Source organism: Bacillus sp. UNC41MFS5 (assembly GCF_000686805.1).
On the sequence record NZ_KK366018.1, the window covers coordinates 81000 to 93657 of the forward strand.

The window sequence follows — 12658 nt, forward strand, 5'->3', positions numbered from 1 at the left end:
GTGTCTTTTTAATGGTAAACGGTTGCTGCTGCAACCTTTTTTTATTTTTATATTAAAGTTTGTGAAACATTATACCTAATATAGGGAGGATCACAAATGATAAATCAAAAATATCAAGTTAAATCTTTAAATGTAGGGAAAATCGAAATACTAACATACGGCAACAGAACATTTGAATCGGCTATCAGAAAGAGCTCTGTCCAAGAACCCATTTTTTTAAGTAAAACAGGATTTATAAGCGATGAGCAGGCCTATGAACATCACGGTGGCGAGGATAAAGCCCTATGTTTATATCCGTATGATTACTACTCCTATTGGAGTGATATTTTAAATAATTTTAGTCATACAGCCTTGTTCGGAGAGAACTTAACCGTTGAAGGATTAAAAGAAGATAATGCTCATATTGGAGATATTTTTACTTTTGGTGAAGCCGTTATTCAGGTTTCCGAACCCAGAAATCCTTGTTATAAACTTGCTACAAAGTATGAAGTACCTGATATAGTTATTCGAATGAGAGATACTGGGTATACAGGTTTCCTTTTAAGAGTATTAAAAGAGGGTCTGGTAACACCAAAGGATGACTTAGTTTTACTTGAACCACATCCTCAACAAGCTTCTGTATCATTAGTTAATGATGTAAAATTTTTTGACAAATTTAATAAAGAGAAACTTGAAAAAGTTTTATCGGTTGATGCTTTATCAGAAAGTCTGCGTGCTACTTTAATAAAACAATTTCAATCCAAAAATACAAATTAGAAGAAGGTGTATGATGGAAAAATATTATTATCGTTCATTCACTATCATTTCTTTAAGCCTGGTCTTTTTACTTTTGTCATCCTGTAGTCAGTCACAAAGAAAAGAGGCAGAATACAGGACGAATAAAACTCCTCGCGAGGTTTTAGGTTTCTATACAGAACAGGAAGGCACGTTACCAGGGTCTCAACCTACAGTTAACTCACAATACACTAATTTAAGTATCATCGCACCCTTTTGGTATAAGCTTGATGAGAAGCGACCAGGCAATCTTATCGATTCGGTTACCAAAGATCATAAAATAATGGTTATTCAGAGTGCACATGACAAACACCTGAAGGTATATATGGTTGTACATAATCTCTTTTATGAAACGGAGGAGAAGGGAAAGCGAGTTGCGAGTAATATCCTCCAAAACGAAAAAAACCGCAATGTTTTCATTCAGAACTTACGTAATGAAATAAAGCAGTTTAACTATGACGGGATTAATATAGACATGGAAAATTTGTATTTGACTGACCGAGATTCCTTTAGTTTGCTGATTAAAAAATTGTCTGATTCACTACATCGTGATGGGAAAGTAGTAACCGTTTCAGTTCCGGCAAATACAGGTGATTCCCGTGCTAATCCCTGGTCACCGTGGTTTGATTACGAAAAGCTTGGTCAATATTCAGATAGGTTAATGATTATGACATACGATGAACACAACCCAAGAACAACACCCGGATCATCAGCATCAATCAATTGGATAGAAGCAACTATTGATTATGCTTTGAAACATAAAGTACCACCCTCCAAAATTATACTCGGTATCGCTACTTATGGATGGGACTGGGATACAACAGCAAACAAAGCCTTGTATAGTTCCTATGCAATGTTAATGAGTCAGAAAACAAAATATAAAGCTAAAGTTATATGGGACTCTCGTTCGCAAACACCTCATTTCAGTTACGTAGATAATAAAAATCATAGCCACCAGGCTTGGTTTGAGAATAGCCACAGTCTGCGGTATAAGCTAAACCTTGTAGAAAAATATGACTTACGGGGAATAGGGATTTGGCGGCTTGGCTTAGAAGACCCCATGTACTGGACGACCATATCCGAGAAATTACAAGTAAAAAAGTGATGGATTGGTCCAAGAAACGAGCAGTGATTCAGATCAAATTGACAAGTTTGCATAATAAAGAAAAGGTATATTTCAATGAAATGTAAGACAATCTATGAAAAAACAATGAGGTGTCTTGTGTGTATTCCAATCATAAAACCAAATTGACTTCCGCAGAGATTGCTGCCCTCTGGACACAATATTTAAACGAAACAGCAGGGCTTTGCTTTCACAAACACATGATGGAACACCTGGAGGACAAGGAAATCAAAGATGTTTTTGAATATGCAATGTCTCTCGGGACTCAACATTTGGATAAAATAAAAGAATTCTTTGTCAATGAAGGTTTTCCAGTTCCAATCGGATTTACGAATCATGACGTGATACCAAACACTCCACGTCTTTTTTCTGATATATTGTGTTTGCATTATTTAAATATCATGACCATCCATGGCTGTCATGGGTACAGTGGGGCGATCACCACATGTTCTCGACATGACGTTCGTGAATATTTTACGAGTTGTAATTCTTCTGCAGTTGAATTGTGTAATCGGACAAAGAATATTTTGTTAGAAAAAGGCTTATACTACCGCCCTCCTGTGGTTTTCCCACCTGAAAAGCCTGATTTTGTCAAAGACGAAAACTTTTTAGCGGGATGGTTTGGTGAAAAACGACCGTTAAGTTGTATTGAGATTACCGATATTTATTTTAATTTGAAGAAGAGCATCATGGCGAAAGCAGTCACAGTTGCCTTTTGGCAAGTCGTTCAGTCTAAGGACGTTCGAGACTTATTATTGAAAGCATTGAAAACAAAAGACAGTCATATCCAATTGTTCCATGACCTTTTGAATAAGGAAAATCTGCCTGCACCACCTACTTTGGAAGCTGAAGTTACGAATTCCACCACTTCACCGTTTTCAGAAAAGCTAATGATGTTTCAAGTCGGATTTTTATTCTCAACCGCGATGGTGTATTACGGGACGGGATGGGCATCGTCTCCCAGAAGGGATTTGACTCCACATTATATGATGGCAATATCTGGTGATGTAAAAATTGGAAACGATTGGATCGACATGATGATTGATAACGGGTGGCTGGAACAACCTCCTTTAGCCGAAGACCGAACGGAATTAGCGATGAAGAAAAAATGAGGTAATAAAACAGTTTTAAGATGATTACCTAAAAATTTTGGTGTGAAACGTCTCATTTAAATAAAAGGAGCAATAGTTAAAGATGGGGTTGCTGCGGCGATCCCATTTCTTGTTGTACGGAACTAATTTTGGTAATAGATTATTAGAAGAGTATAAATAAAATTTTGAGGTAGTTTATTCTAAACAGGACTGGGCTATTTTTTTACGTAAAAAATAGGATTTTAAATATAACTATAGAACATGACACATAGTGGTATGGCACCTTTTAGTTTTAGAGGAAAATAAAATGATACGTTGTACACTAAATGGACATTATTAATTTATAAGGGGGGGTTGTAAAAAAGTGGATGAACTAGATATACACCATATTTTCGATCTTGGACTTACATTAGTCATGATTGCAGCTGGTATCACTGCCATCTCTAAAAAATTAAAGCAGCCTTATTCAATTGCCTTAGTTATAGTTGGGACTATTATTGGCCTGGTAAACATTCCAGCATTAGCTCCTTTAAAGGATTTTATTACAGAAGGTGAAGTTTTTAACTTTGTTATCATTACACTCTTCTTGCCCGCTTTATTAGGCGAAGCGGCTTTAAAGCTTCCTTTTTCTCATTTAAAAGAGAATAAAGGTCCAATTCTTGCTCTAGCTTTTGGAGCCACTCTGTTATCCTTTCTTATTATCGGTTTTTCTACGATATGGCTTTTAGGTTTTTCGATTCCTACCGCTTTTGTGTTTGCTGCTCTAATGAGTGCCACTGACCCTGTCAGTGTTATTTCCATTTTTAAAAGTGTCGGCGTAAATAAAAGGCTCGCTACTGTTATTGAAGGAGAGAGTTTATTTAATGATGGACTGGCAGTCGTCCTGTTTAAAATTTCTGCTTTCTATTTACTTACATATATAGATCTTGGTGTAGTAGGGATTGGATATGGATTATGGGAATTTATTAAAGTGATTTCCCTTGGACTCATCATTGGCGGTGCACTTGGTTATGGTTTCTCTAAATTAACTAGTTACTTTGACGATTACCCATTGGAAATTATCTTTAGTGTGATCCTTTTTTACGGTTCATTCTTACTAGCTGAAGCCGTACATGCCTCAGGAGTCATCGCGGTTGTTGTAGCTGCCCTGATTTTTGGAAATTATGGAGCAAAAATTGGAATGAGCCCGACCACGAAGCTAAATATTAATAATTTTTGGGAGGTTACTGCACTGCTAGCCAATTCAGTCGTCTTCCTAATGGTTGGATTGGAAATAACCAAAATTAACTTAGCGGATAAATGGGGTTTAGTTTTTCTTGCCATTTTGATTGTGCTCATCGCCAGAAGTATTGCAGTTTATGTAAGTCTATTGTTCACCAGAAATTTCCCAACTCCCTGGAAACACGTAATCAACTGGGGAGGTTTAAAAGGCTCATTATCCATAGCACTTGTTTTAAGTCTTTCTCATGAATTTACTGGTAGGGAAGAAATATTAATTGTCGCTTTTAGTGTGGTATTGTTCTCTTTAATATTTCAAGGACTATCTATTAAACCGCTATTATCCGTCTTAGGGCTTAATAAAAAAGAAGAAGGGGATAAGGAATATGAAGAACTGATTGCAAGGGGACATAGATTTGAAACAGCCATAAATGAAATACACACCGTTAGAAAAAATTTGTTCATTACCGAAACAGCAGCTAAAGAAGTGATTACAGAATATGAACAGGAACTTTCTGAATTACAGAGCAAAATGGAGCAACTTTTTAAAAAGTATCCCAGTCTGAAAGAAAAACAACAATCGATTCTGCAAAAACATGCCTTATATGCACAGCACGAAGCTATTGAGAAATTGATTAAAGAAGATATTATCTCAAATGAAGTTGCAGAGCTTGAACATAACCATATTACTGACAAAATCGTAAAATTAGAGGATTTACATTAGTAATTAAATTGTAATTATAAACTTAAACAATAGGGTAAAACATAAAAATAGTATTCCTATGTATTGTCTTGACTGTTAAATTTTCTTTTTAAGGGGGAGAGTCAACATGGTGGAAGTGATTAAAAGAAAAGGTAATTTAGTTCGTTTGCATCCTGCCCAAATACTTGTAATCGGTTTCGGAAGTTTAATTCTATTGGGGACTTTTCTTTTTATGTTACCGATAGCAACCTATGAAGAGGGACGCGGACTAAGCTTCATTGATGCTTTATTTGAGGCGACCTCAGCTGTTTGTGTGACAGGGTTGGCGGTAGTAGATACGGGAACAACCTTTACATTATTTGGTGAAATTGTTCTTCTCTGTTTGATCCAAATTGGTGGTTGGGGATTTATGACTACAGGTATCTTATTGTTTATTATTTTAGGCAAAAAAATTGGACTAAAAGAGCGCTTATTACTTCAGGATTCATTAAATGTGTTTTCTCTTTCGGGAGTAGTCAACCTAGTAAAACGGATCATCTTCATTACCTTTATTGTTGAACTAATTGGTGCTATCACGCTAGCCATACGCTGGTCGTTTGATATGCCGCTCCAGAAAGCCATTTACTATGGAATATTCCATTCTATTTCCGCCTTTAATAATGCTGGGTTTGGTCTTGAACCTGACAACTTAAGTAAATGGGTAGGTGATCCAACGATAAATATCATGATTACTCTTCTTTTTATCACAGGTGGAATTGGTTTTACAGTTATTCTCGATTTAATTCATAAAAAATCCTTTCGCAAATTGTCCCTCCATTCGAAAGTAGCCCTCCTTATGACACTAATACTTAACATAGTAGGGACATTAATCATTTTATTATCAGAATATAATAATTCTGGAACTATAGGGAAGCTGTCATTTGATGATAAGCTTTGGGCATCTTACTTTCAAGGCGTTGTAACACGGACTGCCGGTTTTAATACGATTGATATTGGAGCCATGAATCTTTCTTCCCTTGTTTTCATGATGGCGCTGATGTTTATTGGTGCGTCCCCTGGTTCTACTGGTGGGGGTATTAAAGTAACCACCTTTGCCATAATTATTTTAGCTTTTTGGGCGGTGGTTACGAATCGAGATGATGTGAATATTTTTAAACGAAGACTTTCGTGGGAGCTTGTCAATAAATCATTATCGATTGTTGTGGCGGGAATGTTTTTTATCTTCCTCATTTTCTTTCTATTAACCTTTACCGAAAACGCTGATATGTGCAAACTTCTTTTCGAAACCATTTCTGCCTTTGGAACAGTAGGTTTGTCAGCAAATTTTACACCCGACCTCTCGTCTGTTGGAAGGGTCTTGATTTCCATCATGATGTTTATTGGAAGGCTTGGACCTTTAACCATGGCTTTTGCGCTTTTAAATACTCGTAAAGATGCAAAGGTTAGATATGCAGAAGAAAAAATTTTAATCGGCTAGGGTTTCATTATTGAATTAGGGGGTGTTTAGTAGTTATGGCAAAGCAAAGTTATGCTGTGATTGGGTTAGGGAGATTTGGGACAAGTATTGCATCCAAGCTAATTGAGGCAGATCAGGAAGTAATGGGAATTGATATAAATGAAGAAAGAGTCGAAGACGGTAAATTATTGGTTACCCATGCTGTGGTCCTTGATTCTACTGAAGAGGAATCACTTAATACAGTTGGGATTCGTAATTTTGATTATGTTATTGTCGCCATCGGTAATGATATGCAGGCCAGTATTCTAACTGTATTACTTTTAAAAGAAATGGGCGTAAAACAGGTTATTGCAAAAGCTCTGAATAAACGCCATGGACAAGTTTTAACAAAAGTAGGTGCAGATTGGGTCGTACATCCTGAAAGAGATATGGGAGAACGTGTGGCCCATCAACTTCTCTCACCAAATGTGCTGAACTATATAGAACTTTCAAAGGATTACAATATTGAAGAAATCATGCTGCCACCAAGTATGGCTAGAAAAAGTTTACGTGATCTGGATTTACGAGCGCAATATAATGTGAATGTCATTGCCATTCTAAGTAGTGAAAATTTAATCATTTCACCCTTTCCTGAACATCTTATTCAAAATGGGGATAAGTTAGTAGTCATTGGACACCGTGATGATTTAAATAAGTTTGCAAATGTTAAATAACCTTTAATTTTTACCGAAAAGACATCCATAATTAGGATGTCTTTTTATTATAAGGGATATTTCCTTAGGTTCTCTTTCAAATCCATATACAAGTTTCCTTTGGTCCCTATCACAGCATAAGAAATATCATTAACTGCAAGGTTTCTCTTTTTAAGCTCTTCCATTAACCATTTTTCGTCGTAGGTGTATTTGGTTAAGTTCTCAAATAATATTCTCCCATTATAAATCAACTCGACCGGTACCGACCCAGTGGAGGATAATTGCCTTAAATCCTCTTTAGTGGTGGATAGGTATTGGGGTTTTTTTAAGACAGAGACTGAGCCATTTATTTCTAAAATGGCACATTCTACTTCTTCAATGTTGAAAATATCTTTGCCGCGTAATGCTTGTTGCAGAGAATCTAGTGAATAACGCATTCGTTCCATTGATTCTCCAAGAATTTCTCCATTTTGAATTAAGATTGCAGGCTCACCAGCGATCCATTTCCTTAAGCGTGGATTTCGTAAGGCCACTTGATTTAGAATAAAAACCACTGTACCCAGTAGAATCATGGCGATAATAAAATACAGGAATTTAATTTTAATATTAAAGGCTAGATTTCCTGCAATTGTTCCCATCGTAATGGAAGCTATATAAAGGTGATACGTCTTATGGGCAATCGTTTGTTTACCGAGTACCAGGACAAATACCCATAATAATATAAATGAAGTAAACGTTCGAATGATAATCTCAACAGATTCTGGCATCGCTATGACTCCCAATATAATCCAAAAGTTCTTTTGATAGTATGTACTTAGAATAAATCCATTATTCTAAAGTGAACTTCAATTAGTTGTCTTTATGTACGGAAGTCGATTTGATAAAAATTAATTGGTTCCTATTATTTATAAAAGTGTAAAATTCATGGTAAAATATGTGAATATTACAACAATTGAGGAGGTTAAATGGGAATGGTGATCAATTACAATGGGCGGAAATTTGTAGCTGTTGAAAATACAGCAAACGGAGAGGTTTCTTCAAGTACATTTTTTGAATACAAACAAGAGGGAAAGATACTTTCAGCTACATATGGTGGTGGAGAGATCGTAAAAGGGACACTGATTGGAATGGTTCTGGAAAATGGCCATTTACAATTTAGATATAACCATGTGAACACAAAAAATGAAATAAGAGGCGGGCAGTGCTACTCGATTCCAGAAACTCTGCCCGATGGAAGAATTAGATTACATGAGAGGTGGAAATGGACAGGTACTGAGCAAACTGAGGGAGAATCGGTTATTGAAGAAGTTAAATAAAAGGAGGCTAAAATTTCGAGGTGATATACATGTCCATTAAAGGTCTCAATCATTTTTTATTTTCCGTTTCAGATCTGGAGAAATCTATTAACTTTTACCAAGATGTTTTTAATGCGAAGCTGCTGGTAAAAGGTAGAAGCACTGCTTATTTTGACTTAAATGGAATGTGGTTAGCACTTAATGTAGAGAAAGATATACCTCGTAATGAAATACACCAATCCTACACACATATAGCTTTTACTATCGATGAAGCAGAGTTTGATGTAATGGTTCAAAAACTAATAGATTTGAATGTTACTATCTTACCAGGTCGTCAAAGGGATGAAAAAGACAAGAAGTCAATCTACTTTACCGACCCAGACGGGCATAAGTTTGAGTTTCACACTGGTACCTTACAAGATAGATTAGATTATTACAAACAAGAAAAAGGACATATGGAGTTTTACAGTTAACTACTTCCTTTCCTCAAGCCCCAGATTTGGAGGCTTTTTCTTTTTTGCGGACCTCCCCCTATTTTTTGCGTGTTTTATTGAAGTCATCTCCATTATAATTATCATAAAGGATTAAACTGGAAATTCTTTCTTATCGAAAGGAGAAACGTAATGAGCACGGACTTACATTTAATAAGAAACGCGCAGCAATTGCTGCACAATATGCCAGATGCGATGTATATTATTGGCCTTGATAATAAGGTTTTATGGGTAAACGAAGCGTTTCAGAAATTATTTGGTTCGGATCAAAAGCAATGGGATGATGGTTTAACCAACTTAATCTTCATTGAAAAGAAAGAAAATGATCCTCTTATTGTTCATTGTAAAGATGGTTCCACTTTCTCTGTAAGTCTGCAATTAATCCCTATTAATGAAACGGAAGCTACACCAATGGCTTTTACAGGGATCTTACAAAAGTCTTCCATAGAACAGCCTCTAGACGAAGACATAAGGTATAAAATTGTCGCCGACAACACATCCGATGTAATTGTACTCGTTGACAATAGGGCGATCGTACGGTATGTATCACCATCCATTCACCCGATTATAGGGTACACAGTTGAACAATATGAAGGGATGGATGCATTCGAAATTATTCATCTCGAGGATCGAAAACGTGTTCGCTCCTTGCATTTACAAGCTATTCAAACCAAACATGAGGTTGATTTGGAATACCGTCTAATTCATTCACAGGGTACAATTCTTCATGTAGAAACTAGGGTGAAACCTGTGCTAGATAGTTTTGGAAATGTAAAGTATGTCGTCGCAGTCGTTCGGGATATCACATCCCGCAAACAGACAGAACAATTACTAGAGAATATTTTAGAAAGTGTAAATGCTGCAGTGTGGTCAACGGATAAGGATTTTAGCTACTATACCTTTTGTTCGGAGAGTATCGAAAAAATATCTGGAATTCCTAGACATGAAATCATGAATAACCCGATTCGACTACATGACCACATCCACCCAGAGGATAATATGATGCTAATGGGGGAAGTAAAGAAAAATTTGGATAGGGGTCTACCTGTCAACAAAGTCATTCGTTATACCCATATTGAAAATGAAACTAGATGGGGAAGGCTGATTGTCCATCCATTTCTGGACAATACAGGTGCAGTTGAAAGGCTTGATGGATTGATGTTGGATATTACTGAGAAAAAAAGGTCGGAGCTAGCATTAGAGGAAAGTGAGCAAAGGTATAAGTCATTATTTGAGAACAATTTGGATGGAGTTTTTTCCATTGATTTAAAGGCTAATTTCGTCAATGCAAATCAATCTTTTGAAAAAATTACCGGCATCAAAATAGACGATTTGCCTGATCGTTGTTTAATTGGGTTGATTTTTGATGAGGATCACTTGGCTATCTATCAAGTTCTCTCAGAAGTCATTCAAACCCATGAATCAAGAGACCTTGAATGCAGGATCGTCCGCTTTAGGCAAAGGGAGCCTCGCATTGTCAATATTACCTTTGTTCCGATCTTCCTTTATGGTGAATTGATGGGGGTTCATGGGATGGTTAAGGATATAACCGAGCGCAAAACAGAGGAACTTGAGTTAATCCAAAGTGAAAAAAGATATAAGATGCTTCAGCAAAGTATTAATCGTTTCTCCCATGAACTTGCGAATGTAATGAAAGTTTCTGAACTAGAAAATCGTTTGATTGACGAGATAAAGAGAGTGTTACCCGTAACAAGTGCATCTATTGAACAAATTCCAAGAAATGTAGAAGCAACTCTAAGTGACAAAAAGGAAAAATGGGTCAAAATTGCCGAAAAGGATCAGCTGATTTATTTAAGGATTAACATCGATCAAGCATTGAAAAAAATAGAGGAAGAGTGGCTTGAAACGGCGGTTCATTATGTTACGATTTTATATGATAATCTCGGGTTTATTGAAGATCTGATGAAACGGATTGAGGACATGGTAAGCATCAACGAGACCCCAAAATGGATGCTACGGCTCTTGTTTAGACTTTCTGAAAAGGAACGGGCTTCTCTTTCCAGTGATTTGCATGATTCTGTATTGCAGGATCTCATCATTTGGTACCGTAAATTGGAGTCATTACGTTCCACATCTAAGTTTACCGATGGGATACAGGAGGAACTGATGCAAATTGAAGAGGGATTGCTGGACGCCATTCATCAAATTCGAATTACTTGTAACGAACTACGCCCACCGTTTCTATTAAAAATGGGGCTGGTGGAATCCTTAAAGAGTCTGTTTTCGTACGCCCGCATGTTTTCTAATTATGAGATTGACTTCTCGGCAATGGAGTTGATCCATTCATTAAATGAAGATCAAATCCTGGGCATGTATCGAATAGTACAGGAGCTATTAAATAATGCTACCAAACATTCACAGGCAACGAAAGTAACGATGAATTTGATCAGCAAACAGGAATATATTCATTTTTCCTATGGGGATAACGGAGTAGGGATCGATTTAAATTCCTTTGGCGGCTCATTTAAACATATGGGTTTAGCGGGGATCGAAAATCGGGTCCTTAGTTTAGAAGGGAAAGTCGAGTTTCATTCTGCTCCTCAAGAAGGTTTTCACATGGATATTACCATTCCAACTATAACATCGCAAAAAGGTGATCATTATGGAAATATTATTGGTGGATGATCATAGATCCGTCGTCGAAGGAACAAAGATGCTAATTGAGTCAGAATCAGATATGAATGTTACGATTGAAACGGACGTTTATCTTGTCTCGGATTTGGTCCGTCTAAAGAGTTTTGACGTGATTCTGTTTGATTTATATATGCCTAATATCAATGGGGCTGATTTGGCACGAAAGGTGCTCGAAGATGTCCCTGACGCCATTATTCTCATTTATTCGGGGTTTGATATTGCGCCGCATTTTAATTTGCTGATGGAATCAGGCGTGTCCGGTTTTATTTCGAAAACATCAACTCGGGAGCAGCTAGTTCAGGCGATACGCAGCGCATCGCGAAAAGAAGCAATTATTCCGATGCAACTTCTAAAGCAGCTTAGACGCCAAGAGATTGTTGTGCAAGGGGATAATGTCAATGAAAAGACAACCATTGGAAAAAAGGAAGAAAAACTTCTTCGCGAATTAGCGAAGGGACAAAGTAATAAGGAAATTTCCAAGACCTTGTTAATTAGTCAACGCTCGTTGGAATATAGTCTGACCGAACTTTTTCAAAAATTAAATGTCAACTCACGGGTAGAAGCTATTAAAAAAGCTAAAGGACTGGGGATTTTACCAACGGAAGATTTATATTAGATGGAATGGGACCGGCGAATGCCGGTCCTTTTCTTGTTATTTCGGTAAACCCTCAATTTTTTGCGTAAAATCCATGAATGTTTGCGGTTGGCAGTGTCTTCTCCTGAAATATGATGATTCCATACCAAATAAATGGAAGGAGATTTGTTATGAAATCAAACCTTAAAACGCTTGTAACGGGTGTTTTATTAGCGATGCTAACAATTAGACTCTTTATCACGTTTACATCGCCCATTTCCTATCAATTATTCGCACTCTTTTTGACCTATACGGCATGTGTTTATGCTGGAGCTGCTTTATCGGATTCACGTGTGACCTGGATCTCGGTTGAATTTTTGGTGTCATTCCTGTTTTTTAATTGTGCCTTATTGGGATTATTGTATTCTCCGATTTGGATAGGGGTGGGTTTTATTCTACATGGAATTTGGGATCTACTTCACCATCCAAGAATCATTAAAACAAGTGTTGTCCGATGGTTTCCACCCCTATGCGCCATATTTGATTTTATTGTAGCTGTATTTATCTTGAGGTTTTATTAAAGGGA

The 12658-nt window shown here is 36.8% G+C and carries 12 protein-coding genes; 11 read left to right on the forward strand and 1 reads right to left on the reverse strand.

The genetic code is table 11. The features are described from left to right. The first annotated feature begins 96 nt into the window (after positions 1-96). The 6 genes from BR30_RS0123945 (at position 97) to BR30_RS0123970 (ending at position 7078) form a co-directional block, all read left to right on the forward strand. A complete protein-coding gene (locus BR30_RS0123945) occupies positions 97-756 on the forward strand; it encodes an MOSC domain-containing protein (protein ID WP_026567210.1) in 660 nt (219 codons plus the stop codon). 13 nt (positions 757-769) lie between these two features. After that, on the forward strand, positions 770-1879 hold the full coding sequence (locus BR30_RS0123950; RefSeq protein WP_026567211.1) for a glycosyl hydrolase family 18 protein: 1110 nt from the start codon (positions 770-772) through the stop codon (positions 1877-1879). A 119-nt stretch (positions 1880-1998) separates the two neighbouring features. Then, complete coding sequence (locus BR30_RS0123955) at positions 1999-3009, forward strand: DUF3231 family protein (protein ID WP_035446090.1); 1011 nt, start codon at positions 1999-2001, stop codon at positions 3007-3009. Between the two features lie 343 nt (positions 3010-3352). Next, positions 3353-4930 carry a cation:proton antiporter domain-containing protein gene (locus BR30_RS0123960; RefSeq protein WP_026567213.1) on the forward strand — a complete coding sequence of 526 codons (1578 nt, stop codon included), beginning with the start codon at positions 3353-3355 and terminating at the stop codon, positions 4928-4930. Between the two features lie 106 nt (positions 4931-5036). Further along, the gene (locus BR30_RS0123965) at positions 5037-6386 is read left to right on the forward strand and encodes a TrkH family potassium uptake protein (protein ID WP_026567214.1); all 1350 of its coding nucleotides are present in this window, start codon (positions 5037-5039) and stop codon (positions 6384-6386) included. Positions 6387-6421: 35 nt separating this feature from the next. Continuing rightward, positions 6422-7078 (forward strand): potassium channel family protein, encoded by a 657-nt coding sequence (locus tag BR30_RS0123970; RefSeq protein ID WP_026567215.1) that lies wholly within the window; start codon positions 6422-6424, stop codon positions 7076-7078. A 47-nt stretch (positions 7079-7125) separates the two neighbouring features. On the opposite strand, the gene BR30_RS0123975 is transcribed toward BR30_RS0123970, so the two are convergent. Beyond that, on the reverse strand, positions 7126-7824 hold the full coding sequence (locus tag BR30_RS0123975; RefSeq protein WP_026567216.1) for a DUF421 domain-containing protein: 699 nt from the start codon (positions 7822-7824) through the stop codon (positions 7126-7128). Positions 7825-8028: 204 nt separating this feature from the next. Between BR30_RS0123975 and BR30_RS0123980 the strand changes: the two genes are divergently transcribed. The 5 genes from BR30_RS0123980 to BR30_RS0124000 all read left to right on the forward strand — a co-directional run bounded on the left by BR30_RS0123980 (position 8029) and on the right by BR30_RS0124000 (position 12653). Next, a complete protein-coding gene (locus BR30_RS0123980) occupies positions 8029-8373 on the forward strand; it encodes an avidin-fold protein (protein WP_331280813.1) in 345 nt (114 codons plus the stop codon). A 29-nt stretch (positions 8374-8402) separates the two neighbouring features. Continuing rightward, positions 8403-8825 carry a FosM family fosfomycin resistance protein gene (gene fosM, locus BR30_RS0123985; protein WP_026567218.1) on the forward strand — a complete coding sequence of 141 codons (423 nt, stop codon included), beginning with the start codon at positions 8403-8405 and terminating at the stop codon, positions 8823-8825. Between the two features lie 150 nt (positions 8826-8975). Then, a complete protein-coding gene (locus tag BR30_RS0123990) occupies positions 8976-11489 on the forward strand; it encodes a sensor histidine kinase (protein ID WP_026567219.1) in 2514 nt (837 codons plus the stop codon). Further along, on the forward strand, positions 11467-12114 hold the full coding sequence (locus BR30_RS0123995) for a response regulator transcription factor (RefSeq protein WP_035446092.1): 648 nt from the start codon (positions 11467-11469) through the stop codon (positions 12112-12114). The genes BR30_RS0123990 and BR30_RS0123995 overlap by 23 nt, the downstream gene beginning before the upstream one ends. 149 nt (positions 12115-12263) lie before the next feature. After that, on the forward strand, positions 12264-12653 hold the full coding sequence (locus BR30_RS0124000) for a DUF6010 family protein (RefSeq protein WP_026567221.1): 390 nt from the start codon (positions 12264-12266) through the stop codon (positions 12651-12653). The last annotated feature ends 5 nt before the right edge of the window (positions 12654-12658 follow it).

What these genes read in the sequence shown, in the direction of transcription:
- BR30_RS0123945 (WP_026567210.1), top strand. Translation starts at nt 97, where the DNA reads ATGATAAATCAAAAATATCAAGTTAAATCTTTAAATGTAGGGAAAATC.
- BR30_RS0123950 (WP_026567211.1), top strand. Translation starts at nt 770, where the DNA reads ATGGAAAAATATTATTATCGTTCATTCACTATCATTTCTTTAAGCCTG.
- BR30_RS0123965 (WP_026567214.1), top strand. Translation starts at nt 5,037, where the DNA reads ATGGTGGAAGTGATTAAAAGAAAAGGTAATTTAGTTCGTTTGCATCCT.
- BR30_RS0123970 (WP_026567215.1), top strand. Translation starts at nt 6,422, where the DNA reads ATGGCAAAGCAAAGTTATGCTGTGATTGGGTTAGGGAGATTTGGGACA.
- BR30_RS0123975 (WP_026567216.1), bottom strand. Translation starts at nt 7,824, where the DNA reads ATGCCAGAATCTGTTGAGATTATCATTCGAACGTTTACTTCATTTATA.
- BR30_RS0123980 (WP_331280813.1), top strand. Translation starts at nt 8,029, where the DNA reads ATGGTGATCAATTACAATGGGCGGAAATTTGTAGCTGTTGAAAATACA.
- fosM (WP_026567218.1), top strand. Translation starts at nt 8,403, where the DNA reads ATGTCCATTAAAGGTCTCAATCATTTTTTATTTTCCGTTTCAGATCTG.
- BR30_RS0123990 (WP_026567219.1), top strand. Translation starts at nt 8,976, where the DNA reads ATGAGCACGGACTTACATTTAATAAGAAACGCGCAGCAATTGCTGCAC.
- BR30_RS0123995 (WP_035446092.1), top strand. Translation starts at nt 11,467, where the DNA reads ATGGAAATATTATTGGTGGATGATCATAGATCCGTCGTCGAAGGAACA.
- BR30_RS0124000 (WP_026567221.1), top strand. Translation starts at nt 12,264, where the DNA reads ATGAAATCAAACCTTAAAACGCTTGTAACGGGTGTTTTATTAGCGATG.